Here is a 24,714-nt window from a genome sequence, read left to right on the forward strand (position 1 = left end):
CGGTCCATTGTAACCGGTCCAGGCCGGGGTTAGCCTTCCGTCGGCGTTTATCCAGGAGGGAACGATGAGTCCCGACTACCCGGTCATCCTCCATCATTTTCCTCAATCGCCGTTCTCGGAGAAGATCCGCCTGATCCTGGCGCTGAAGAACGTGACATGGACCTCGGTGCTGATTTCCCGGATCATGCCCCGTCCGGATCTGATGCCGCTGACGGGAGGCTACCGGCGGACCCCGGTGCTGCAGATCGGCGCCGATATCTACTGCGACACCCAATGCATCGTCCGCGAACTGGAACGGCGCTATCCGCAGCCGACGCTGTTCCCGAGCGGGTATTACGGGCTTGCCGCCGCGACCGCGATGTGGACCGACCGTCCGTTCTTCCAGAACACCGTCAACCTGATCTTCGGCTCGGTGGCCGACAATGTGCCGCAGGAGTTCATCGACGACCGCGAAAAGCTGCGCGGCGCCAAATTTGATGTTGCCGCCATGCGGGAAGCGATCCCGCAGATGCGCGATCAGTTTCGTGCCCACCTGCAATGGATCGAAGCCCAGCTTCGCAACGGCCATAGCTGGATGTGCGGCGATAGCGCCAGCCTGTGCGACGTCAACGCCTACATGAATATCTGGTACGTGCGCACCAACCTTCCCGACCTCGACAAGCTGCTGTTCGAGTTCCCCGCCACGCGATCATGGGAGGCGCGCATTCGCGCCATCGAGCACAAGCCATGCAAGGAAATCTCGCCCGCCTCCGCGCTCGACATCGCCGCCAATGCTGCGCCGCGGACCACCGTGCTGGCCGACCCTTACGATCCCAACCATCGCAAGCCGGGCGACCAGGTCGAGGTGATGCCCGATGACTACGGCAAGATCAAAGTGAGCGGCGAGATCGTTTCCCTGTCTTCGCAGCATATCGCGATCCGCAGGCACGACCCCCGCGCCGGCGAGGTGGTGGTGCACTTCCCGCGGGCCGGCTTTCTGGTGTTTGATCAGGGCAGATAGGCCGAAGGAGTTGCTTGATGATCGATCACATCGGTTTTCCGGTTTCCGACTATCAGCGTTCCCTGGCGTTCTATCAGCAGGCGCTCGCGCCGCTCGACTACACGCTGATCATGGAAGTCACGCATGAGAACGGCGCTGACCAGGCGGCCGGCTTCGGCGCTGGCGGCAAGCCGGATTTCTGGATCGGCGGCGAAGGCGGGCTTGAAAAGCCGCTGCATGTCGCGATCGTGGCAAAGGACCGCGCAACCGTGGATGCGTTCTACAAGGCAGCGATCGCAGCAGGCGGACGCGACAATGGCGCGCCCGGTATCCGCGCGCATTATCATCCCAACTATTACGGCGCGTTCGTGCTCGACCCCGACGGCCACAACATCGAAGCGGTCTGCCACGCGCCGGAATAGTTCCGGGCTTGGACCGCCGGAACATCACAGCATGCGTGCCGTTATCGTTCTTCCGAAACAGAAACGGAGCGAACCATGACGCGTGATGATCCGCGCGCCGCGATCGGAAACAACGGCACGGTTACGTAGATGCCGATCGAACCGCCCGAGGTTCCGCCGCCGACACCAGGCACGCCGAGCGAACCACCTCCCGGAATCCCTCCGGGGAGTCCGCGCCCTGAGGTGCCGCCGCCGGCACGTGAGCCCGGCGAACCGCCAGTACCTGACGAACTGCCCGGCAAGCTGCCGGATGAATTGCCGATTCGCGGGCCGAACGGACCGCCTCCGCCGAATCCGACCGATGCCGCGGAACCACGCAAGCAACAATGGTGAGATCGCGATTTGCAAGTCTCGTCTGAATGAGCAATGAACAAGTTTGCTTGCAAGTCATTGCAACGCTGAAATAAAAAGCCTTTCCCCTTTGTCGCCCGCCACATTGCGGCCTAACGAATAACCGTTGATCCGACCGCCGAGCTATTCGGCCCCCGCCCATCCTCCTTCCTTACCAAGAACTTTCCCGGGACCTGCAATCATGACAAACCTCCGCCTCGTGCTGCTTGCCACGACCGCATTGACGGTGACGCAGCTAGCCAGCTTCGCATCGCATGCGCAAACCGCGCCACTCGTCGTGGCACAGGCAGCGGCGCCGAAGGAAGAACTCGGCCCCGACGGAAAGCCGAAGCAGCCACCGAAGGCAGCGCCGCCGGCCGGCGCGCCGAAACAGCCCGCACCGCCGCAGCACCCAGGCGCGCCGGCTCCTGGCGCCGCGCCACACCCATCTGCACCGCCGCCGGCCGCTGCGCCAGCGCGACCGACACCAGCGCCGCCTCCGGCTGCTGCACCGGCACGCCCCACGCCGCAGCCTCCCGCCGCTGCACCGGAGCGGCCGACGCCGCCGGCTACCGCTCCGGCACGACCGACGCCACCTCCAGCCGCTGCTCCAGAACGGCCGACGCCGCCGGCTGCCGCTCCGACGCGGCCGACACCGCCTCCAGCCGCTGCTCCAGAACGGCCAACGCCTCCAGCTGCCGCCCCGGCGCGTCCGACGCCGCCTCCGGCAGCAGCGCCGCACACTCCGACGCCGCCAGCCGCAGCGCCGCCGGCGCGCACGCAGCCGCCCGCGCCTCCATCCGCGGCGACGCCGCCCGCTGCGCCCACGACGCCAGCCACTCCGACGCCACCGCGCGGCGCGCAAAAGGAGGTGCCGCCCGCCGGCGCCAAGCAGCCCGCGCCTGCGCCGACGCAGCCTCATCCCGCGCCTGCGGCAACGCCGACACCCGCAACGCCGCCAGCCGCGGGAAGTCCGTCTCCGACTCCTTCGCCGGCACGGCCTGGCGCAGCGACGACGACACCTCCCGCCGCCGGTGCGCCGGCGAGCCAGCCTCCCGCTGCAGGCACGCCTCCCGCCGGCGCCAAGCAGCCCGGGGCGGCCCCCGCCACGCCGACGCAGACTCGGCCTGCGCCTGCGGCAACGCCGACACCCGGAACGCCGCCGGCCGCGGGAAGCCCGTCTCCGACGCCTTCGCCGGTGCGGCCTGGCGCAGCGACGACGACACCTCCTGCCGCCGGCACGCCAGCGAGCCCGCCTCCCGCTGCAGGCACGCCGCCGGCCGGCGCACCCGCTGCCGGAACTCCGACTGCGCCGCCCCAGGCCGGCCTCCCGCCCCGGCCTGCAGCTCCTCCCCCCGGAGCCGCCGCGCCGACCGTCGTCCCTGGCACGCCCGCCGCAGCGCCACCGCCCAACAGGGCGCAATACGCGCCGCCGACGATTGCGCCGGCCTTCCGGGCGGCACCTACGGTCGCAGCGCCGCTGCCACCACCGCCGCGTCCGCCGCAGCGTGACCTGACGCCGCTCGCGATCGGTGCGGGCGTGGTGGCCGGCGCCGTGATCGGCGCGACAATCGCCGACCTCCGCAACCAGCGACAGGAAGTCGTCGAAGGCGGCCGTACCGTCTACACCGAGCCGGATCGCATCATCATCCGCGACCCGAGTGGGCAGGAGTACGTCCGCGGCAACGATCTCTATCGCTTCCGCTATGGCGCTCGCGACATCCGGAGCGAGACGATCGGCGGCGAAACCCGCACCGTCGTGGTCCGTCCCGACGGCAGCGAGGTGATCACCGTGGTTGGTGCGGACGGCACGCTGCTGCGGCGAATCCGCAGGGACCCCGGCGGGCGCGAGATCGTCATCATCGACAACAGCTACCGCGATCCGCGGGCGGTCGGCGGCTTCTATGTCGACGTGCCGCCGCCGGTGGTCAACATTCCCTACGATCGCTACATCGTCGACGCTCAGGAGGCGTCGCCGGACGTGATCTACGAGACCATGGAGGCACCGCCGGTACAACGGATCGAACGGCGCTATTCGCTCGACGAGATCCGCTACAGCCCCAATGTTCGCATGCAAATGCCGAGCATCGACGTCAACACGATCAACTTCGAGACGGGGTCGTGGACTATCCCGCCGGACCAGGCGGCTCGGCTGCAGGTGATCGCCGACGGCCTCAACCGCGCGATCCAGCGCAACCCGCGCGAGGTGTTCCTGATCGAGGGACACACCGACGCGGTCGGCAACGACGTCGACAATCTGTCATTGTCGGATCGCCGTGCGCAGTCCGCGGCTGAATTGCTGACCCAGCAGTTCGGTGTGCCGGCGGAGAACCTGACGTCGCAGGGCTACGGCAAGCAGTATCTGAAGGAGCAGACGGACGGACCGAGTCGCATCAACCGGCGCGTCACTGTCCGCCGCATCACCCCGCTGCTCAACGGCGGCACCGCTTCACTGCCACCACCCAGCACACCGCGCTGAGGCGAGCTATTTCGAACAAATGGCCGGGAGCGATCCCGGCCATTTTTGTTTCGACAGTGACCACGAATTCGCTTCAGACTTTTGGTGGGTTTCGCTTCGCTCGACCCATCCTACGAGCCCGTCATTGCGGGCCACTCGGCTATAGGCAGGCTTCGCAGATCGCGGCGACATGGCGATGGTCGGTGCCGCAGCAGCCGCCGAGAATGTGCATGCCGGGAAACGAGCGCCGGAGGTCGACATAGCGGCGGCCGAGATCGGTGGGATCGCCGGCATCGAGCGTCTCGGATTCGTCGAGCTCCAGGTGGCTCTTGGCCGACGCATTGGCCCTGACGCCATGGATGCGCCCGGCCCACGTGTCGCCCGCGCTCAACGCGCCTGCGAAATGGGACGGATGCGCGCAGTTGATCAGGAAATATTCCGGCCCGTTTTGCGTGGCGTGATCGACAGCCTCGATCGCCTCACGCAGCGTTTCACCCTTCACCAGACGACCATCGGTTTCGACGGTGAAGGAGATCGCCACCGGAATACTGTGTGCCTTGGCCGCGTGGACGATGCCGATCGCTTCATTGATTCCGTTCAGCGTGAACGCCGTCACCATGTCGGCGCCGCCTTCCGCGAAGGCGGCAATCTGTGGCGCATGATAGGCTTCCGCCTCCGATGCATCCATGTTGCCGGCTTTGTAGCCATCGCCGCGCGGACCGATCGCGCCATCGATGACACAGGGCATGTTCGGCCGCTCCCAGCCGGTTCGCAGATGGTTCAGGAACTCAATCGAACGGACGTTGATCGATGTCAGCGCAGCCGCGTCGTAGCCGAGCTTGACGCCCCAATCCGGATTGGCGCGCCAGGTCGGGCTGTCGAGCACGAAACCGGTGCCCTTCGCGCGCGCAATCGCAAGGTAGGACTCGTAGTAGCGCTTGAGGTGCTCACGACCATCCGCGGAGTCGAGCAGGACGAAAGCGGCAAAGTGCGGCAGCTCGAGGCCGTGGTGGAAGATCAGCGTCGTTTCCATGCCGCCGTCGGTCAGGAAGATGCCGCCGCGCCGCTGTGGCAGGTCGTGCCGATACTTGGCCATTGATGCCTCCGTGATCAAAAGGGCTGTCACCGGTAGGTCGGCCAATGCCGGGTTTGGTTGGGCCGGCTGGTGCCTCATATTGTCGCGACTTCCAGATGGCTCCCGCGCGCAGAGGCGTGAACGCAGAACCTGTCGCGATGGGCAAAAGCGTAGCGTGCCCGCCTCCGAGCGGAGTGTTGATCGCGGGCACGCTTCGCTTCGCCCACGCTACAAGAGCTCGCGAGGCTACGGCGCCGGTGCGGCAAGTCCCAGCGCATCGGCGATGACACGGAAGACGTCCGTGTTGTCCATCGAACCATGAACGCGTTCGCTGCCTGGGCCGGTTGCTGTCAGGATGACGTCTTCTCCCGAATGCACGCTGGCGCCGATCATCGCCGGCAGATTGCCGGGGCGTAGCACGGCTCCCGGAACGTCCTTGTATTTGTCGTTGGCTTTGAAAGTCCCAGGCTCATCGCCCTTCGCCGTCGGATCATTCGGGTTATCGAGCTTGGGGCGGAAGGTTTCGTAATGGTCCGGCAGGCTGGCCGAGAAAATCGCGAGCCGCCGGCTGACATCCACCCGCGAGGGATAGCCTTCCGCATCGGCAGCCGGATAGTTGGGGAATCCCGCCTTGTCATAGACGCCGACGCGTTCGCGGAACGGGACGTTGGGCGTCTTAGTCATGTCGTCATTGATGGTGCCGACAAGACTGTTGGGATGATTGTGGTCCGCCACCACCAGGATCAAGGTGTCGTCGCCGCGGGCCTGCGCCCAGTCGCGCGCAAAACGAACGGCATTGTCGAGCATGATCGTGTCGTAGACCGCGCGCTCCATGTCCAGGAGATGAGCGTATTTGTCGATCAGTCCCGATTCCACCATCAGGAAGAAGCCGGCATCGTTCTTCGACAGCACTTTCAGCGCGGCCTGCACCTGCTCGGTCAGGTCGGGCTGTTCGGGAAACTTGCCGACGCTGCCGCCTTTGAGGAACTTGCGGTCCAGGACGCCGTCCATGTTGCCGGAGGCAAACAGTCCCAGCAGCTTGTTCGTGTCGGGTTTCGCAGCCGAGGCATCAAGCTCGGACTTTGTCGTCACCACCTGATAGCCGGCATCGCGAAAGCGGGCGATGTAATCGATGTCGTCCTTGCGCTTTCCCGCTGCTGCTTGCGGCAGGAAATTCGCGCTGCCTCCTCCCATCAGGACATCGGGCTTGGCGGCGAAGAGCTGCGCGACGATCTCATCATAGGCGGCGCGGCGGCGGGTATGCGCGACCATTGCCGCCGGTGTGGCATCCTCGACTTCGGTGTTGGTGACGATCCCGATGCCCAGACCAAGCCGCCGCTTCGCGACGCTGGTGATGGTTTCGACCTTGGGATCATCGAACGGGCTTGTGGAGCGATCAGCGTAGACACCCAACGCGTTGACGGCGGTCTTGTGGCCCGTGGCGTAGGCGCTGGCCGCATTCGCCGAATCGGTGATGATCGAATCGGAGCCGGCAGTCGCAACCAGCGCCATATGCGGCATGTCGTCGATGGCAAGCTTGCCGAGGCTTTTGCCTTCCGCAATTCCCTTGGAGAGCATACGCGCCGCAACCCGATGCGCCGGCGACAGTCCATCACCGATGAACAGGATCACGTTCTTGGCCTTGCGCGGACCGGTGTCGTAAACCGACCACACGACAGTGCGGCTGCGTGCGCCGTCAGAGACTTCCACCTTCACGCTTCCGGGCTTGGTCAATGCGACGTCGCGAACGATCAGGGCCGACTGCTCCTTGCCGTCTTCGTGCTCCACGAAGGTGCCGGGCTGGCCGAACGCTGCGGAATAATCCGCGCCGTTCACCGTGACTTTCACATTCGCCGGATCAACGCGATCGGGAAACTCGACCTTGAAGTCGAAATGGGCGCCGGCGAGGATGTCGGCGCGGTCGATCGGATAGATCGTCTGGGCTAGCGTCGGCGATCCGGACAACAGGACGAGGAGAGCGGCACCGGCAAATGGCTTGATCATGATTTGCGCCCCACAATTGTTCGCCCGCGCCGTCCGGCTGCAGTACGGAGGTCACGGGCGCGCAGGCGACGAGACTAGCCGCGCCGAATGACGCGTCCATTACACATCGAGCCTGGATACCGGCGATGGATCGTCGCAGTCCGTAGCCCGGATGGAGCGCAAGCGTAGTCCGGGCTACGGAGCTCACACGCTTCAGCTCTTGTCGCTATCGAGCCTCAAGATGTTCGAGCCCTCGCCGAGCGACAGCAAGCCTGTCTCCGCGTAGAGATCCAGCTTGGTGCGGGTATCGGCGATGTCGAGGTTGCGCATTGTGAGCTGGCCGATACGGTCCGCCGGCGTGAACGCCGCATCCTCCACCTTCTCCATGCTCAGCCGCTCCGGCTGATAGCTCAGGTTCGGGCTCTCGGTGTTCAAGATCGAATAGTCGTTGCCGCGGCGCAGCTCGAGCGTCACCTCACCGGTGATGGCGCGCGCCACCCAACGCTGGGCGGTTTCGCGCAGCATGAGAGCCTGAGAATCGAACCACCGCCCCTGGTAGAGCAGCCGGCCAAGGCGCAGGCCGTTGATCCGGTACTGCTCGATGGTGTCTTCGTTGTGGATGCCGGTGATCAGGCGCTCATAGGCGATGTGCAGCAGCGCCATGCCGGGAGCTTCATAGATGCCGCGGCTCTTTGCCTCGATGATCCGGTTCTCGATCTGGTCGCTCATGCCAAGACCATGCCTGCCGCCGATGGCGTTGGCCTCGAGGAACAGCGCCACCGGGTCCGGGAAAGTCTGGCCGTTCAGCGCGACGGGCTGGCCTTCCTCGAAGCGCACGGTGACCTGTTCGGCCCTGACGACACAGTCGTCGCGCCAGAACGGCACGCCCATGATCGGATTGACGATCTTGATACCGCTTTGCAGGCTCTCGAGATCCTTGGCCTCGTGGGTTGCACCGAGGAGATTGCTGTCGGTCGAATACGCCTTCTCGGCGCTCATCTTGTAGGCGAACCCTTGCGCGGTCATGAACGCCGACATTTCCGCGCGGCCGCCGAGCTCGTCGATGAATTGCTGGTCGAGCCAGGGCTTGTAGATCTTCAGGTTCGAATTGGTCAGCAGGCCGTAGCGATAGAACCGCTCGATATCGTTGCCCTTGAAGGTGGAGCCATCACCCCAGATGTTGACCCCGTCCTCCTTCATGGCCGAGACCAGCATGGTGCCAGTCACGGCGCGACCGAGCGGGGTGGTGTTGAAATAGGTGGCGCCGCCGGTCGAGATGTGGAAGGCACCGGATTGGATCGCGGCAATGCCTTCGTGGACCAATTGCATACGGCAATCCACGAGGCGGGCTTTCTCGGCGCCGAACTCCATGGCCTTGCGCGGAATTTCGTTGTAGTCGGACTCGTCGGGCTGGCCGAGGTTCGCGGTGTAGGCAAAGACGCGCGCGCCCTTCTGTTTCATCCATAGCAGCGCTGCGCTGGTGTCGAGACCGCCCGAGAAAGCGATGCCGACTTTTTCGCCCTTGGGCAGGCTTTTCAAAATCGTACTCATGGAGCGTCCAATCGGTCGTAAAGTCGTTTGCTGTTAAGTTGCGCGAATATCAAATTTCGCGCTGATGGGCACGTGATTAATGGCGGCCTTTATGACGTCGCTCATATCGACGGCCTGGGGTCCGTCTCGCGCCGGCGCCACCGTCGCGCGAACCGGGTTAGCGCGGCATCAACCTGGGCATCCGTCACCCGCGTCGACGGCCAGCGGTAGATCAGGGCATAGGCGAGCCAGATCACCAGGTAGGTCACGATGCCGGCAATCGCGACGTCGGTGAAGAAATGCCCGCCAAAGGCCATCCGCAGGGCGCTGGTGGCGATACCGAACACGGTCGCCGCCGCAAACGCCAGGGCGCGCCATTGCGGCGGCGCCAGCGCTGCCGGCGCATAGGTCCAGAACGCAGTCGCCCCCTCGCCGGAGAAGAACGAGCAGTTGCGGCCGCAGGTGCCGCGCGGATCCCACCACGGCACGAAGCTCTTGTCGCCGGCAAACTCGGTCACCGCCACCGGTCGCGGCCGGCCCCAATAGGTCTTGAAGGTGAAGTTGGTGAGGACGCCGGCGGAGAGCAGCAGCGTCACCAGGAGAAACGTCGCGGCGCGGCCCGAGATCAGCATCGGCCGGTCGGGCCGGATCATCTTGACGACGAACGCAGCGATCGCGGGCAGCGCAAATCCCCATGCGATCCACATCGCCGCATCGCGCGCAAACGACGCGACAGCGTTCAGCTTCAGCGGAAAGGTTTTTTGCGCGGCATCGTAGAACAGCGCACCGAGCTTCAGGTCGAGTTCGGGAAACAGCCCGAACAACAGCCCGATCACGACCGCAAGCCCCAGCGCGATGAAAAGTCCGGTCCGGTTCATGGCGCGCGGTTTACCCGAGGCGGCGGGATGTGGAAACCCCGAATTCAACCGTCATTGCGGGGAGCGATAGCGACGAAGCAATCCACCTCTCCGCACGCGCAGCTGCATGGATTGCTTCGCGGAGCCTGTCGTCGGGCGGCGCTTCGCGCCGACCCGGTGGCTCGCAATGACAGCTCCATTCACGGCTGCGGCCGGGATTGTGACGGCAGTGGCGGGGGCGGCGGCAATTTGCGCGGCGGCTCGCGCCAAGCGCCGGCGGTGCGGCCCGCAATCAGCCAGTACACCAGACCCGCGACGATGCCGGCGCCGGTCATGATCTCGAGATGGCGATGCACGATGCCCTCGAACCGGAACGTATCGGGGTCGAACGGAACCAGGCCGAGATAACAGGCGGCCCCGACGATCGCGCCGCCGATCGCATAGCTCAGCGCGCCCCGGACATTGAAGGCTTCCGTGATCAGCACCACGATCAGCGCCGGCAGCAGCGCGAATCCGGAAATGAAGATGAAGCCGAAGCCGAGCACGATGTTGATGGCGTTCTGATCGATCTGACCGGTGCCGATATCGCTCAGCTCCGGATAGAGCACCGCCACGACGATGATCATGCCCGCCACCAGACAGGAGGCCAGGAAGGCGAACAGGATCAGGAGGACGCGGCCGATCAGTGCCATGGCTTCATTCCGCCGTCAGACCGCACCCGCGATACGAATCTCTGCCGTCATGCCCGGACTTCCACGCCTGCCTCGAAGCTTCGGAAAGACGTGGATGGCCGGGACGAGCCCGGCCATGACGAGTTTCGGTGCATAGATCGTCTCAATCCGTCATCGCCATTGCGCGCAGCGCCTGGCGCTCGCGGGCGGAGAGTTTTTCGGTCTCCGATTTCAACTGGCCGCAGGCGGCGAGGATGTCGCGGCCGCGCGGGGTGCGCACCGGCGAGGAATAGCCGGCGTTGAAGATATATTCGGAGAACTTCTCGATCTGCTCCCAGTCCGAGCATTCGTAACGCGTGCCCGGCCAGGGATTGAACGGGATCAGGTTGATCTTCGCCGGAATGCCCTTCAGCAGCTTCACCAGCAGCTTGGCGTCATCGAGCGAATCATTGATGCCCTTCAGCATCACATATTCGAAGGTGATGCGCCGCGCGTTGGAGGCCCCGGGATAGTCGCGGCAGGCCTGCAGCAATTCCTGAATCGGAAATTTGCGGTTGAGCGGCACCAATTCGTTGCGCAACTCGTCGCGCACGGCATGCAGCGAGATCGCGAGCATGACGCCGATCTCCTCGCCGGTGCGGATGATGTTCGGCACCACGCCCGAGGTCGACAGCGTGATGCGGCGGCGGGAGATGCCGATGCCTTCATTATCAGCAACGATGAGCAACGCATCGCGCACCGCATCGAAATTGTAGAGCGGCTCGCCCATGCCCATCATCACGACGTTGGTGACGAGGCGGCCGCCGCTCTCGCGGTCGGCCCAATCCTTCAGCCGATCCCGCGCCACCATCACCTGGCCGACGATCTCGCCGGCCGTGAGGTTACGCACCAGGCGCTGCGTGCCAGTGTGGCAGAAGGCGCAATTCAGCGTGCAGCCGACCTGCGAGGAGACGCAGAGCGTGCCGCGGTCAGTCTCGGGGATATAGACGCATTCGACTTCATGCGGCTTCTCAAGATCGTTGCCGCTCGGCAGCCGCAACAGCCATTTGCGGGTGCCGTCGTTCGAAATCTGCTCGGCGACCACTTCGGGCCGGTCGACGGTAAAATGCTTCTCCAGCTCGCTGCGCATCTCCTTCGAGACGTTGGTCATCTCGGCAAAGCTCTTGGCGCCGCGGAAATAGATCCAGTGCCAGAGCTGCTGGGTGCGCATCTTGCGTTGCGAGGCCGGCACACCGATCTCGCCGAGCCGCTCGGCGATCTCCGTGCGCGACAGCCCGATCAGCGACGGCTTGGCCGGCGGCACATAGGTCTCGAGCGGAACTTTCTCCACGAGCGCGGTGCTGGCGCGATCGCTCTGGCTGGTGAGGGTGTCAGTCATGAAACACCAAATAGGCCTTCCAGCAGGCGCTGGAAAGGCGGGAAATGCGCGGATTTCAGGCTGAATTAGCGCCTGCAGTCCTGCGCCAGCCGATCGAGCGCCTGCGACAGGCCCTTGAGCGAGAACGTGTCCGTCGTCTCGGTGCCCTTGGCCGAGACGCCTTTCACGGTCAGGTCCGCAGCCTTGCGCATGGCTTCGACCATGCGCTCTTCTTCTGCGGCATTCTTGATCCAGAGCCCGTCGCCCTGGGTGTACATCGCATACGACCCGCCGCCGACTTCGAGCGTCGATTCCGACCCGGGCTTCAGGGTGTAGCCGATCATGATCGAGACTTCGTTGATGACCTTTTCCGCGGGACGGGTCGAGACGAAGGCGTAGGCCGGATCGCGCGGGCGATTCGGCGGATTGGTCTTCGACGACGACGGTTTTGCCAGCGCAAAACACACCTTCTTGCCGTTCGGGGTCGCGGTATAGGCGCCCCAGGTGCCGAACTGGCCAATCAGGGTCGGTTCGGCGCCCCCGGCCGCGGCAGCCGCAGCAGCGCCCTCCGGCTTGGCCGGGGCCGCAGACTTTGCCGCGCCCTTGGTGGCCGCCTTGGGGGAACCGCCCTGCGCCATGGCAAGGGAAGTCGTCCCGCAAAGCAGGGCGCCTGCAACCAGAGATGTCAGTATTTGCCGCACGGACAACTGGTTCCCCTATCATTGTGACTGGAAGATGGCCCAACCGGCGTCGTCCCCGGCGCGATGCAATAGCCGGAAAAGGCCTTTTTGGGAAGGTAGTTAGGGGCGTGGCGCGCGGTTCCGCCGCATTAACTTTTGGTACGCGAGGCGCGCTGCTGTTCCCATTGCGCGTCGGTCCATTGCAGGAGGTCCTCCGCCCCGGAGCTGCGCAAATGCGCCCCGCCGTCCTGCACCACCATCTCGCCATTGATGTAGCCGGCCTGGTCGGAGATCAGGAAACTCGCGAGGTTGGCGAGCTCGCCGTGCTCGCCGGGACGGCCCAGCGGGTTGCGGTGCGCCCAGCTCTCCTCGCGCCCTTCGGGCCGGAGCTGGCCGGTTGCTCCCGGCGTCGGAAATGCGCCCGGCGCGATCGCGACAGTGCGGATGCCCTTTGGCCCCCATTCCACGGCAAGGCTCTTGGTCATCGCGAGCACCGCCGACTTCGCCATCGCGGACGGCACCGTGAAGGCGCGCCCGGTGATCGTCGAGGTCGAGAGGATCGAGAGGATGACGCCTTTGTGCCCGCTCTCGATCCACCGCTTGCCGGCAGCAAGCGTGCAATACATCGTGCCGTGCAGCGTCGACGCCAGGATCGCGTCCGCGGCACGGAATGAGAGATGCTCGGTCTGTGCAATGAACGTTGCCGCCGCGTTGTTGACGAGCACGTCGATCGGCGCTTCCTGCCAGATCGCGTCCATCATCGCATCCACCGCCGCGCCGTCGCGGATGTCGCATGTGATTGTAGTGACCTTGGCGCCGAGATCGTCGCGCAATCTCGTCGCCGTGTGCTGCAGTAATTCCGTCCTGCGGCCACAGATGATCAGTTCGGCGCCGAGCTCGGCAAAGCGTCGTCCCATCGCTGCGCCAAGCCCGGAGCCGCCGCCGGTGACGAGGATCCGCTTGTGTGCCAGCAGGCTCTTTTCAAACATTGTTTGATCCCTCCGCGTTGTATTGTCGCCCGGCTTCAAATCCGGCATGAAGCGAGTAATCCTTCTGTGTCCGAAAATCAGGTGCATCCATGAAAGCCATTCTCTGCACGGAATATTGCCAACCCGACGATCTCGTGCTGGCTGACGTGCCCGATCCCGTGGCCGGACCGGGCGAAGCGGTGATCGCGATCAAAGCCGCGGCCCTGAATTTCTTCGACATCCTGATGATCCAGGGCAAGTACCAGATCAAGCCGCCGTTCCCGTTCTCGCCTGCAGCGGAAGTCGCCGGCGTGATCGAGAGCGTCGGTGACGGCGTCACTGATCTCAAGCCCGGCGATCGCGTGGTCGCCTCTTGCGGCCACAATGGCGCGCGCGAGAAGATCGCGCTGCCGGCGAATTCGATCGTGAAGATTCCCGACAATCTCGATTTCGATCGCGCCGCCGGGATCATCATCATCTACGGCACCGCGCTGCACGCGCTGGAAGATCGTGCGAGCCCGAAACCGGGCGAGACGCTGGCCGTGCTTGGCGCCGCCGGTGGCACGGGGCTTGCGGCCTGCGAGCTCGGCAAGTTGATGGGCCTGAAGGTGATCGCCTGCGCCTCCTCGGACGAGAAGCTTGAGTTTGCCAAGCAGCATGGCGCCGAGCTGACGCTCAATTACGCCAAGGAAGATCTGAAAGAGGGCCTAAAGGCGCTGACCGGCGGCAAGGGCGTCGACATCATCTTCGATCCCGTCGGCGGGACCTACGCCGAAGCTGCGCTCCGCGCCATCGCCTGGGAAGGCCGCTTTCTCGTCATCGGCTTTGCCGCCGGCGACATTCCGAAGATGCCGCTCAACCTTGCGCTGCTCAAAGGCTGCGATATCCGCGGCGTGTTCTGGGGCGCGTGGACGCGGCTCAACCCCGAGAAGAACCGCAAGAACCTGCAGAAGCTCGTGCAGTGGACCGCCGAAGGAAAAATCTCTTCGCATGTCGATCGCACCTTCCCGCTGTCGCAAACGGCGGAAGCACTGAAGGTGCTCGCCGGCCGCAAGGCGATGGGCAAGGTGATCCTGCATCCATAAAGAGGCGACACGCGCGTGAGTTGTGGCGCCATCCAGGCGCCGCGCTCTCCTATTACGGAATCACGCGCACTTACCCCGTGACCCCAATTCATTTAACTATGTGAATTAACTGACCGGGTTAGTTCCGAATGCGGAACTTATTCCCAAAATCACCATTTTTAATTTAGTGAATAGGGCATTTTTGCCATAATCGAACCAAAATAAGTCCCAATTCTCGCAGGTCAGGGCCGTTTTTTGGGCTCATTCGCAGTGCGTAAGTTCCCGTTAGCGGGCACTCGGGGAAAGCCGACAAGAAGCAAGAGACAACCAGAGATGCCCCATGCGTTGCGTATTGTGTAACGGGAAGCGTCAAAATGGTGGATATTTCATCACGCGTCACGCCGAGACAGGCGCATGACGTAGATATCGATGATCCTGAGCTGGCAGAGTATCGCTACCAGCGGTCGTATCGATCGGATACCGACATCGACACAGACGAGCCCGCCCCGCTGTTCCTGTCATACCCTCTCGACGAGGACAGCGGTGCGAAATATCGGCGAGGTTCTCTCGAACGTTCGCTCGGCCGCTCGTTGCTCACGAGTGGTCTTCTCATCGCTGCCGCCGCAGCGGCGGCTGTCCTGCTGGTTTCGCTGGACGTCACGCATAATATCACGGCCACCGCCAAGACGTGGCTGCTCGGCACCTCGCAGGTGCAGGCGCGAACCGTCATGGCGGCGCTCCCGCAACCCTTGAGCGAGCCTGTACCGCCACCATCGACCAATTCAGGTCCGCCGTCGCGCGAGCAAATCACGGCCGCGTATCAGGAGGCGATCAAGGGCGGCCAAGCCGTGGTCCGGTCGGTGGCACCGCCATCTGGCGCTCCACCGGCACTATCTGCCGCTCCACCCGCACCGCCCCCCGCAGCGCAAGCGGCACCGCCCGCTGCGCCGCAGGCAAGACAGGTCAGTCCCGACGAGCTCAGCGCCCTCATGAAGCGGGCGAACAGCCTGCTTGCGATCGGCGATATCGCAGCCGCACGGCTGCTGCTCGAGCGCGCCGCCGATGCGCAGGAGGCCGACGCGGCGCTGCTGCTGGCGCGGACCTACGATCCCCTGGTGCTGGGAACGAAGGATGCGCGCGCCATCACGCCCGATCCGGCTCAGGCGCGGATCTGGTACCGCCGGGCGGCCGAGCTTGGCTCGCAACACGCCCAGCAACGTCTCACACAAATGCAAGATTGAACCTTTTTGGGGTAGCACATGCTGCGATTGTTTGGAGTGGCGTTATTCGCCCTGACGATGATTTGCGGCCCGACAGTACGGGCTGAGGAAACCGAATATGATCCGGCCAAGGTCAGCGACAGCCTGAGGGCCATCTTCCAGTTCGGCTCGGTCGCCACCAAGCAGAACCTGAACGCCAACACGGTGACGCTGATCACGGGCACGATCGGCGGCACCTACGTCCAGTTCGGCGCCGACCTCGCTTCCGTGCTCGACGACGGCAACAAGTTGCGCGTACTGCCGATCGTCGGGCGCGGCTCCGTGCAGAGCGTCGCCGATATCCTGTTCCTGCAGGGCGTCGATCTCGGCATCGTCCGCGCGGACACGCTCGACTATCTCGAAAGAAAGGGCTTTGCGAAGGACATCAAGAAGCAGTTCGCCTATGTGACCAAGCTCTATAACGAGGAGATGCATGTCGTCGCGCCGAAGACGATCAAGACCTTGAAGGATCTCGACGGCAGGATCGTCAGTGTCGACCTGCCCAATGGCGGCACCTTCGTCACCGCGCTGACAGTGTTCGAGCGGCTCGGGATGAAGGCGAAATTTCTCTACATCGAGCAGCGCATCGCGATGGAGAAATTGAAGGCTGGTGAAATCGACGCCGTGATCGTGACCGGCGGCAAGCCGTACAAATCCGTCAGCACATTCAACAATGACGGCCGCTTCCACCTCGTCACCGTCAACTATGACAAGCCGCTGCAGAACGACTATCTGCCGGCGACGCTCACCTCGAAGGATTATCCGAACCTGATTTCGGATCAGGAGCGCGTCGACACCATCGCCGTGCCTGCCGTGCTCGCGGCCTATAATTGGGCGCCGAACACCGAGCGCTCGCGCAAGCTGGCGCTGTTCGTGGACGCTTTCTTCACGAAATTCCCGGCCTTCCAGAATCCGCCGTTCCATCCGAAGTGGAAGGAGGTCTCGCTGGCTGCACCGCTGCCAGACTGGACCCGGCTGCCGTCGGCCAAGCAATGGCTGGAGAAGCACAGCGTGGAAGCGGTGACACGCAGTCGCTTCGATGAGTTCCTGAAGCAATCGCCGGCCGCAGCCAAGCTGCAGACGGACGCCGACAAGGAGGCGCTGTTCAAGCAGTTCCAGGCCTGGGAAGCGGAGAACAATGCCCGCGCGCAGGTGCGCACAGGCGAGAAGCGCTAGCTAGATCTCCTCGGCCGTCTCGATGCCGCGCTTCAGCGCGGCACGGGCGGCTTCGCGGTGCTCCGGCGTGATGTGGCTTGCGACCATGCGGATCGCGGTCGCCAGGATCGCAGCATCATCGGTGAAGCCGAGAACCGGCATCACGTCCGGCACGAAGTCGAACGGCAGGACGAAATAGGCGATGGCGCCAAGCAGCGCCGCCTGCACATGGCGCGGCGTCTCTTTGTCGAAGGCGCAATAATAGGCCGCCAGTAGATCTTCGGCGAAAGGCAGTTTCGCCGCCACCCGCTTCAACTTGATCCAGAAACGCCGTCGCACGCTCTCGCGGTCCTGCGCCAGCCGATCGGCCGGCTCGAAACCGACAGTGTGTTCGGATGATGTCATCGGAAGAAGCTCCCTCGGACCACAGCCGCCAAACGGTCCCGCGACCCCTGACGCAAAAGGTGGGGACCTCCCGCCTGCCCTGCAAGATCATCCAAGGAGAAGTCGCCTCTCTCAGCCAGCCTGCTTGGCGATCGCCTCCATCGCCCTGGCCAATTCGATGTCGCGCGCCGTGACGCCGCCGGCGTCATGGGTTGCGAGCACCACATCGACCGTCTTGTAGACGTTCCTCCATTCCGGGTGATGGTCGCGCTTCTCCGCGATCAGCGCGACGCGCGTCATGAAGCCGAAGGCCTCGTTGAAATCCCTGAACGTGAAAGTCTTGGCGATCGCCTCACGTCCCGGCACCTCGGACCAGCCGGATAGTTCCTTCAGCGCCGATTTCCGCGCTTCCGCCGATAACCGTCCTGCCATGGCAAATCTCCACTTCACTCGTTCACACCCTAACACCGGCAGCCACCAGCGGGATCCATGCTCACGACGCGGCCGCAAAGCGCGTCCTATCGCCGCTGGTAACCATGACGGGATTGTAACCTAGCTGCTGCCGGAATTTTGTTACAATGCAAAGGATAAACGCGTCGGCGGGATGACCCAGAACCTCAAACGGCTGTTTGCGCGATCGATGACCGAGCCTGACTTCGTCGCCGCTCCAGCTTCGCCTCCGCCGCGTTCGGCGCGGCGTCGGCTGAGTTTCGTGATGATTGCCGGCGCGCTTGCCATCATCGGCGCACTGGCCGCCGGCTATTACTTCGCGATGCGGCCGGTGAACTTGAAAATCGCGGTCGGGCCCGCCAACAGTGACGACCTCAAAGTAGTCCAGGCGCTCGCCCAAGCCTACAACCAGGGCAACAGCCAAATCCGGCTGCGTCTGATGCAGACGGACGGCGCGGTAGCGAGCGCCGAGGCGCTGGCCGGCGGCAAGGCCGACCTCGCCATTATCCGCGGCGATCTGGATGTCCCCAAGAATGCGCAGGCGGTGGCGACGCTGCGCAAGAATGTCGTGGCGATCTGGGTGCCGCCGCAGGGCAAAGGCAGGGGCAGGAAAGCAGCGCCAAAAATCACCAAGATCGCGCAGCTCGCCGGCCACCGCGTCGGTGTCGTCGGCCGCACGCCCGCCAACGTCAACCTCTTGAAGGTGATCCTGCAGCAATATGGCGTCGACCCCGCCAAGGTAGAGATCGTCCAGTTTCCCGCCAATGAGACGGCCGAGACCATCAAGGGCCAGAAGGCGGACGCCTATCTCGCCGCCGGACCCATCAACAGCAAGATCACAACCGACGCGATCGCAGCTTCGACGCGCGGCACGCCGACCTTCCTCGCCATCGACGCGGCGGAAGCGATCGCGCAGAACCATCCCGCCTATGAAGCCTCGCAAATCCCCGCCGGCTCGCTCGGCGGCGTCGACCGCCCTGCGGACGAGGTCAAGACCATCAGCTTCTCGCACCATATCGTGGCGCGCAGGGGCATTTCCGAATCGACCATCGCCATCTTCACCCGACAGCTGTTCTCGATCCGGCAGTCGCTGAAGAACGATTTCCCGCCGGCCGCCAGGATCGAGACGCCGGACACCGACAAGGACGCCACGATTCCCGTGCACCCTGGGGCTGCGGCTTTCGTCGATGGCGACGAGAAGACCTTCCTCGACCGCTACAGCGATTACATCTGGTGGGGGCTGATGCTGGTCTCCGCAATGGGTTCGGCCGGCGCCTGGTTTGCCGGCTACCTGAAGAAGGACGAACGCAGCATCAACACCTCGCAGCGCGACCGGCTGCTCGACATGCTCGCTGCCGCGCGCCACAGCGATTCGATGGAAGAACTCGACCAGATGCAGGCCGAAGCCGACAACATCCTGCGCGAAGCGCTGACCTGTTTCGAGCACGGCGGAATCGAGCAGGGCACGCTGACCGCCTTCAACATCGCACTCGAGCAATTCCACAACGCGGTCACCGACCGGAAGCTGCTGTTGATCAGCATGCCGCAAAACCTGCAGCGCGCCAGCGCGCAATTCCGGGCGGCAGGGACCGCTTAGCCAAGGCGGGACGCAATCGGGTTCGCTTCAGTTCCCTGTTTGCGGGGCACGCGACCTCTCCTCCGTCATTCCGGGATGCGCGAAGGCGCAGGCCCGGAATCCATCGGGCCGCAAGCGACGTGGATGAATGGATTCCGGGCTCACGCTTCGCGTGCGCCGGAATGACGACCAGATGCAATTTCTCTGCGATCACGTGGAGATGGCCGCCGTAATCGCTTCGTCATAGAATCCTTCTAGGTCTGTTGCGACATTTCGGCGCATCCGGTGCCGGACCGACGGAGGCTGCCATGACGATCAGGATTTCCCGCCGAAAGTTCCTCTCTTCAGCCGCTGTCGGCGCCGGCGTCATCGCGATGCCCCACCTCTCCCGCGCCGCCGACCGGCCGGCCGTCACCCATGGCGTGCAGTCCGGCGACGTCGGAGTTGACGGCGGCGTGGTCTGGGCGCGCGCCGACCGGCCGTCGCAGATGATGGTCGAGGTCGCGACCACCGAATCCTTCAAGGACGCGCGCGCACTGCCGCCGATCGCGGCCCTGCCCGAAAGCGATTTCACCGCCAAGATGCTCCTGGAAAACCTGCCCGCGGGCCAGGACATCTTCTACCGCGTGCGCTTCCGCGACCTCGCCCATGTCAACGTCCTCGGCGAGCCCGTAACCGGCCGCTTCCGTACCGCGCCCGCCGACCGGCGCGATGTCAGCTTTGTCTGGGGCGGCGACGTCGCCGGCCAGGGCTGGGGCATCAATCCCGACGATGGCGGCATGTTCACCTTCGCCACCATGGCCAAATACAAGCCGGATTTCTTCCTGCATTCCGGCGACACCATCTATGCCGATGGCGTCATTCCGTCCGAGGTGAAACTCGCCGACGGCAAGCTCTGGAAGAACCTCACCATCCCGGAGAAGGCCAAGGTCGCCGAGACGCTCGACGAGTACCGCGCGGCGCACAAGTACAACCTGCTCGACGAGCATGTGCGCGGCTTCAATGCGGAGGTGCCGATCTTCGTGCAGTGGGACGACCACGAGGTCACCAACAACTGGTCGCTGTCGAAACAGCTTCCTGCCGCCTACAAGGAGCGCGACATCAACGTGCTGGCGGCGCGTGCGGCGCGCGCCTTCCACGAGATGTATCCGATGCGCGAAAGCATCGTCGAGCCGGGACGCGTCTATCGCACGCTCAGCTACGGACCGCATCTCGACGTATTCATGCTGGACGAGCGCAGCTATCGCGGACCCAACGGGCCAAACCAGCAGACCAGCTACGGTCCCGATGCTTATTTCCTTGGCCCGGACCAACTCGCCTGGCTGAAGCGCGGACTGCTCAACTCGCGCGCCACCTGGAAGGTGATCGCCTCCGACATGCCGCTCAGCCTCATCGTCTATGACGATGCGGCCAACAGCAAGGGCTCCGAAGCGTTCGCGCAAGGAGACGGCCCGGCGCGCGGCCGCGAGCTCGAGATCGCCGAGATCCTGCGTTTCATCAAGACCGCCGGGATCGTCAACACCGTGTGGCTGACCGCCGACGTGCACTACGCCGCCGCGCACTACTACAATCCGAACAAGGCGCAGTTCCAGGACTTCGACCCGTTCTGGGAATTCGTCTCCGGCCCGCTGCATGCCGGCACTTTCGGCCCCAACGAGCTCGACAACACGTTTGGACCCGAGGTGAAGTTCATCAAGGCGCCCGGAGCCGACAAGCAGAACCTGCCGCCATCGGCGGGCATGCAGTTCTTCGGCCACGTCAAGATCGACGGCGCGACCGGACAGATGACAGTAACCTTGCGCGACCGCGCCGACGTCGCGCTGTGGTCGACCACGCTCGACCCGAAGCCGGTGTAACATCGTAACGTAGTGACGTAACGTAGCCCGGATGGAGCGCAATCCGGGACGGTCTATCCGCGAACCCAGGACCCCGGATTGCGCTGCGCTTCATCCGGGCTACGAATCCGAAACCCGCATTCGCAGCGCTGCTTCCAGCGCTTCGGTCGAGCATGGCTTGACCAGGCGCGGCTTGCCGGCCAGCGCAGCGGGAAGCTGGACGTCAGCGCCATAGCCGGTGACGAAGAGATAGGGGATCCGTAGCGCGTCGAGCTCCTCGGCGAGCGCAAAGGTGTTCTCGCGGGCCAGCACGACATCCAGCAGCGCGAAGTCGGGCCGGCGATAGGCGATCATCTGAAGTGCTTGCGCGACACTGGTCGCTGTCCGCACCGTCTTCACCCCGAAGCCGAGGATCGTGTCCTCGAAATCGATGGCGATGATCGGGTCGTCCTCGACGATCAACACGTCGGAAGGCATGCGGCTGAAGAGGGCCGGTTTCATATGCGCGCCAGGTCCTGTTTTGAGGCATTGATCTGATGGTCCGGACATGAGCCGCCAGTCGGCACGCCGCCGGCGCCTCTGAAGCACACCGGCGGTTCCCGCATTGAAACCACCACACTGCGGTCCCGGCGTCTGTTCACTTGTGCACACAACAGGAGGAACGGGTTGACTATCGTCGCGGTTGGTGAGGGGGAGACCCGATGCTTCAACAACGCAGCCAACCGGACAGAGCCGACCGGCCCTTCAACAACCTGTTGCGCCGTCTGAGCGACGCCGATTATGGGCTGATCGCACCGCACCTCGCGCGCGCCGAGGCCAATGCCAACGACCTGCTTTACAGCCCCGGCGATGACGTCGAGACCGTGTATTTTCCGTGCGGTCCCAGCCTCGTCTCCTACCTCGTGACCAACGAGGACGGCCGCGACGTCGAGACCATTCTGGTCGGCCGCGAAGGTGCTGTCGGCGGCATCGTCAGCCAGGGATATCTTCCCGCCTTTACCCGCATCATCGTCAAGTTCGGGGGGCCGTTCGCGCGGCTGGCGATCGGCAAGCTGGAAGCGGCCAAGCTGAAATCGCCCTCGATCCGCAACGTCTTCGCACGCTACGCCGATTGCATGCTGGCGCAGATCTTCCAGTCGACGGCATGTAACGCGATCCACTCGATCGAGCAGCGCACCGCCAAATGGATCATCTCGGCGATGGAGCGCACCAATGGCGATGGCGCCGTGCCGCTCACACATGAGCAGCTCGCCACCCTGCTGGGGGTGGGCCGTAGCTATGCCAGCCGCGTGATTCAGTCCTTCAAGGCCGAAGGCGTGCTGGAGACGCGCCGCGGCGCGATCCTGGTCCGAAACCTCGACGTCCTGCGCCTCCGCTCCTGCCTGTGCAACGAGGCCGTCAAGGACCACTTTGAGGAGGTGCTCCGTGGGGTCTATCCGAGCGAGGAAAAGGAAGCCGGATAGGCATCATCAAATCAGGCTGAATTGCATCCCCGGCCACGGTGCGCCCCCTCTCCCGCTCGCGGTGAGGTGAAGGAGGACCCCAAAGGGTTCCAAAAACGGCGGGTACCCGGCAAACAACGCATTGTTTTTTGACGGTTTCTGACTATATTGCGCCGCAAACGCGCAAGCTTTGCCCGGTCCCTTTTGGCCGGGCTTGCTTTTTGAGGCGAGCCGCGCCCCGCGAGATTTCAAAGGCTTGAGTGTGATCCGGACCCGGAGGGGCCGTAGTTGCCAAAGATCGATCCCGGCTTTCCGGCGAGATCGCTCAAGACCTGTGCACGACTGAAAAGCAGAGCCATGAATCTTCGTAACGTCGCCATCATCGCCCACGTCGACCACGGCAAGACCACCCTGGTCGACCGCCTGCTGCAGCAATCCGGTACGTTCCGCGAGAATCAGAAGGTCGCCGAACGCGCCATGGACTCCAACGATCTCGAGCGCGAGCGCGGGATCACCATCCTGGCCAAGGCCGCATCGGTGCAGTGGAAGGACATCCGCATCAACATCGTCGATACCCCCGGCCACGCCGATTTCGGCGGCGAGGTCGAGCGCATCCTCAACATGGTGGACGGTGCGCTGGTGCTGGTGGATGCCGCCGAAGGCCCGCTGCCGCAGACCAAGTTCGTGGTCTCCAAGGCGCTCAAGGTCGGCTTGAAGCCGATCGTCGTCATCAACAAGGTCGACCGCCCCGACGCGCGCCCGACCGAAGTCATCAACGAAGTGTTCGATCTGTTCGCGGCGCTCGATGCCAGCGAGGAGCAGCTCGATTTCCCGATCCTGTACGGCTCGGCCAAGCAGGGCTGGATGGCGGAGAGCCCGGAAGGCCCAAAGGAAGCAGGCATGCAGCCGCTGTTCGATCTCATCGTGCGGCACGTCGCGCCGCCGAAGGTCGAGGAAGGCCCGTTCCGCATGATCGGCACCATCCTCGAGGCCAATCCCTATCTGGGGCGTATCATCACCGGCCGCATCACCTCCGGCATCGTCAAGCCGAACCAGGCTGTGAAAGTGCTGAATGCGGAAGGCAAGCTGGTCGAGCAGGGACGCGTGTCAAAGATCCTGGCGTTCCGCGGAATCGAGCGCACACCGCTCGATGAAGCTGAAGCCGGCGACATCGTCGCCATTGCCGGCCTCACCAAGGGCACCGTCGCCGATACGTTCTGCGATCCCACCGTCGAGACGCCGCTGCTGGCGCAGCCGATCGATCCGCCGACGGTGTCGATGTCCTTCATCGTCAACAACTCCCCGCTCGCAGGCACCGAAGGCGACAAGGTGACGAGCCGCATGATCCGCGATCGCCTGATGCGCGAGGCCGAAGGCAATGTCGCGCTGCGCGTCATCGAAGCCGCCGACAAGGACTCGATGGAAGTCTCCGGCCGTGGCGAATTGCAGCTCGCGATCCTGATCGAGACCATGCGCCGCGAAGGTTTTGAGCTCTCGGTGTCGCGTCCGCGCGTCGTGTTCAAGAAGGACGAGGCCACCGGCCAGGCGCTGGAGCCGATCGAGGAAGTCGTGATCGACGTCGACGAGGAGCATTCCGGCGTGGTCGTGCAGAAGATGAGCGAGCGCAAGGCCGAGATGATCGAGATGCGCCCGTCCGGCGGCAACCGGCTCCGGCTCGTGTTCTACGCGCCGACCCGCGGCTTGATCGGGTATCAGGGTGAACTGCTCACCGACACCCGCGGCACCGCGATCATGAACCGCCTGTTCCACGGCTATGCGCCCTACAAGGGCGAGATCCAGGGCCGTCGCAATGGCGTCCTGATCTCCAACGATCAGGGCGAGGCCGTCGCCTATGCCATGTTCAAGCTGGAGGATCGCGGCCCGATGATGATCGAGCCGGGCTGGAAGGTCTACAAGGGCATGATCGTCGGCGAGCACACCCGCGACAACGATCTCGAGATCAATGTGCTGAAGGGCAAGCAGCTCACCAACATCCGCACCACCTCCAAGGACGAAGCGGTGCGCCTGACCCCGCCGATCCGGATGACCCTGGAAAAGGCGCTGGCCTATATCGAGGACGACGAGCTCGTCGAAGTGACGCCGAAGTCGATCCGGCTGCGCAAGAAGCACCTCGATCCGAACGACCGCAAGCGCGCCGAAAAGGCCAAGGAAGCGGTGGCTTAACCTCTCGCTCCACAAG

General features: G+C 64.1%; 22 protein-coding genes. 11 read left to right on the forward strand and 11 right to left on the reverse strand.

All coding sequences use genetic code 11. From position 1 onward, the window contains the following. Positions 1–64 precede the first annotated feature (64 nt). The 4 genes from AC5ZG1_RS03290 to AC5ZG1_RS03305 all read left to right on the forward strand — a co-directional run bounded on the left by AC5ZG1_RS03290 (position 65) and on the right by AC5ZG1_RS03305 (position 4,249). Positions 65–1,000, forward strand: coding sequence for a glutathione S-transferase family protein (locus tag AC5ZG1_RS03290; protein ID WP_130229003.1), 936 nt, complete (start codon positions 65–67; stop codon positions 998–1,000). 17 nt (positions 1,001–1,017) lie between these two features. Continuing rightward, positions 1,018–1,401 carry a VOC family protein gene (locus tag AC5ZG1_RS03295; protein WP_496131966.1) on the forward strand — a complete coding sequence of 128 codons (384 nt, stop codon included), beginning with the start codon at positions 1,018–1,020 and terminating at the stop codon, positions 1,399–1,401. Positions 1,402–1,530: 129 nt separating this feature from the next. Further along, positions 1,531–1,773 carry a hypothetical protein gene (locus tag AC5ZG1_RS03300; protein ID WP_130229005.1) on the forward strand — a complete coding sequence of 81 codons (243 nt, stop codon included), beginning with the start codon at positions 1,531–1,533 and terminating at the stop codon, positions 1,771–1,773. Between the two features lie 199 nt (positions 1,774–1,972). After that, entirely contained in the window at positions 1,973–4,249 is a 2,277-nt protein-coding gene (locus AC5ZG1_RS03305) for an OmpA family protein (protein WP_496131967.1), read from the forward strand. A 139-nt stretch (positions 4,250–4,388) separates the two neighbouring features. Here AC5ZG1_RS03305 and AC5ZG1_RS03310 read toward each other — a convergent pair whose 3' ends face one another. From AC5ZG1_RS03310 to AC5ZG1_RS03345, 8 genes are all read right to left on the reverse strand, one after another. Then, positions 4,389–5,324 carry a homocysteine S-methyltransferase family protein gene (locus tag AC5ZG1_RS03310; RefSeq protein WP_496131968.1) on the reverse strand — a complete coding sequence of 312 codons (936 nt, stop codon included), beginning with the start codon at positions 5,322–5,324 and terminating at the stop codon, positions 4,389–4,391. A 225-nt stretch (positions 5,325–5,549) separates the two neighbouring features. Next, positions 5,550–7,307, reverse strand: a complete 1,758-nt coding sequence (locus AC5ZG1_RS03315) for an alkaline phosphatase (RefSeq protein ID WP_496131969.1) — start codon at positions 7,305–7,307, stop codon at positions 5,550–5,552. Between the two features lie 192 nt (positions 7,308–7,499). Then, the gene (argG, locus tag AC5ZG1_RS03320) at positions 7,500–8,837 is read right to left on the reverse strand and encodes an argininosuccinate synthase (RefSeq protein WP_130227331.1); all 1,338 of its coding nucleotides are present in this window, start codon (positions 8,835–8,837) and stop codon (positions 7,500–7,502) included. Positions 8,838–8,938: 101 nt separating this feature from the next. Continuing rightward, positions 8,939–9,694, reverse strand: a complete 756-nt coding sequence (locus tag AC5ZG1_RS03325) for a phosphatase PAP2 family protein (RefSeq protein WP_130227332.1) — start codon at positions 9,692–9,694, stop codon at positions 8,939–8,941. A gap of 179 nt (positions 9,695–9,873) precedes the next feature. Further along, on the reverse strand, positions 9,874–10,365 hold the full coding sequence (locus AC5ZG1_RS03330; RefSeq protein WP_496131970.1) for a hypothetical protein: 492 nt from the start codon (positions 10,363–10,365) through the stop codon (positions 9,874–9,876). A 142-nt stretch (positions 10,366–10,507) separates the two neighbouring features. After that, positions 10,508–11,722 (reverse strand): dual-specificity RNA methyltransferase RlmN, encoded by a 1,215-nt coding sequence (rlmN, locus tag AC5ZG1_RS03335; protein ID WP_496131971.1) that lies wholly within the window; start codon positions 11,720–11,722, stop codon positions 10,508–10,510. Positions 11,723–11,787: 65 nt separating this feature from the next. Continuing rightward, entirely contained in the window at positions 11,788–12,339 is a 552-nt protein-coding gene (locus AC5ZG1_RS03340) for an invasion associated locus B family protein (protein ID WP_409334772.1), read from the reverse strand. Positions 12,340–12,530: 191 nt separating this feature from the next. Next, positions 12,531–13,370 carry an SDR family oxidoreductase gene (locus tag AC5ZG1_RS03345; protein ID WP_496131972.1) on the reverse strand — a complete coding sequence of 280 codons (840 nt, stop codon included), beginning with the start codon at positions 13,368–13,370 and terminating at the stop codon, positions 12,531–12,533. Positions 13,371–13,459: 89 nt separating this feature from the next. Here AC5ZG1_RS03345 and AC5ZG1_RS03350 point away from each other — a divergent pair, with 89 nt between their 5' ends. From AC5ZG1_RS03350 to AC5ZG1_RS03360, 3 genes are all read left to right on the forward strand, one after another. Continuing rightward, positions 13,460–14,434: an NADPH:quinone oxidoreductase family protein gene (locus AC5ZG1_RS03350; RefSeq protein ID WP_130227337.1), complete on the forward strand. Its 975-nt coding sequence runs from the start codon at positions 13,460–13,462 to the stop codon at positions 14,432–14,434. A gap of 353 nt (positions 14,435–14,787) precedes the next feature. After that, positions 14,788–15,654 (forward strand): hypothetical protein, encoded by an 867-nt coding sequence (locus tag AC5ZG1_RS03355; RefSeq protein ID WP_496131973.1) that lies wholly within the window; start codon positions 14,788–14,790, stop codon positions 15,652–15,654. Between the two features lie 18 nt (positions 15,655–15,672). After that, the gene (locus tag AC5ZG1_RS03360; protein ID WP_496131974.1) at positions 15,673–16,848 is read left to right on the forward strand and encodes a TAXI family TRAP transporter solute-binding subunit; all 1,176 of its coding nucleotides are present in this window, start codon (positions 15,673–15,675) and stop codon (positions 16,846–16,848) included. Here AC5ZG1_RS03360 and AC5ZG1_RS03365 read toward each other — a convergent pair whose 3' ends face one another. Continuing rightward, complete coding sequence (locus AC5ZG1_RS03365; protein ID WP_496131975.1) at positions 16,849–17,232, reverse strand: YkvA family protein; 384 nt, start codon at positions 17,230–17,232, stop codon at positions 16,849–16,851. It abuts the gene before it with no gap. Positions 17,233–17,343: 111 nt separating this feature from the next. Continuing rightward, positions 17,344–17,643 (reverse strand): 4a-hydroxytetrahydrobiopterin dehydratase, encoded by a 300-nt coding sequence (locus AC5ZG1_RS03370; protein ID WP_208823086.1) that lies wholly within the window; start codon positions 17,641–17,643, stop codon positions 17,344–17,346. A gap of 172 nt (positions 17,644–17,815) precedes the next feature. On the opposite strand from AC5ZG1_RS03370, the gene AC5ZG1_RS03375 reads away from it, so the two are divergent. Then, on the forward strand, positions 17,816–19,258 hold the full coding sequence (locus AC5ZG1_RS03375) for a TAXI family TRAP transporter solute-binding subunit (protein WP_496131976.1): 1,443 nt from the start codon (positions 17,816–17,818) through the stop codon (positions 19,256–19,258). Positions 19,259–19,545: 287 nt separating this feature from the next. After that, positions 19,546–21,093: an alkaline phosphatase D family protein gene (locus AC5ZG1_RS03380; protein WP_130227341.1), complete on the forward strand. Its 1,548-nt coding sequence runs from the start codon at positions 19,546–19,548 to the stop codon at positions 21,091–21,093. 99 nt (positions 21,094–21,192) lie between these two features. Here AC5ZG1_RS03380 and AC5ZG1_RS03385 read toward each other — a convergent pair whose 3' ends face one another. Next, the gene (locus AC5ZG1_RS03385) at positions 21,193–21,573 is read right to left on the reverse strand and encodes a response regulator (RefSeq protein WP_456644720.1); all 381 of its coding nucleotides are present in this window, start codon (positions 21,571–21,573) and stop codon (positions 21,193–21,195) included. A gap of 200 nt (positions 21,574–21,773) precedes the next feature. Between AC5ZG1_RS03385 and AC5ZG1_RS03390 the strand changes: the two genes are divergently transcribed. Both AC5ZG1_RS03390 and typA read left to right on the forward strand, forming a co-directional pair. Beyond that, on the forward strand, positions 21,774–22,535 hold the full coding sequence (locus AC5ZG1_RS03390) for a Crp/Fnr family transcriptional regulator (RefSeq protein WP_496131977.1): 762 nt from the start codon (positions 21,774–21,776) through the stop codon (positions 22,533–22,535). A 336-nt stretch (positions 22,536–22,871) separates the two neighbouring features. Further along, positions 22,872–24,698 carry a translational GTPase TypA gene (typA, locus tag AC5ZG1_RS03395; protein ID WP_028165184.1) on the forward strand — a complete coding sequence of 609 codons (1,827 nt, stop codon included), beginning with the start codon at positions 22,872–22,874 and terminating at the stop codon, positions 24,696–24,698. The last annotated feature ends 16 nt before the right edge of the window (positions 24,699–24,714 follow it).

It is taken from the genome of Bradyrhizobium sp. Leo78, assembly GCF_059512425.1.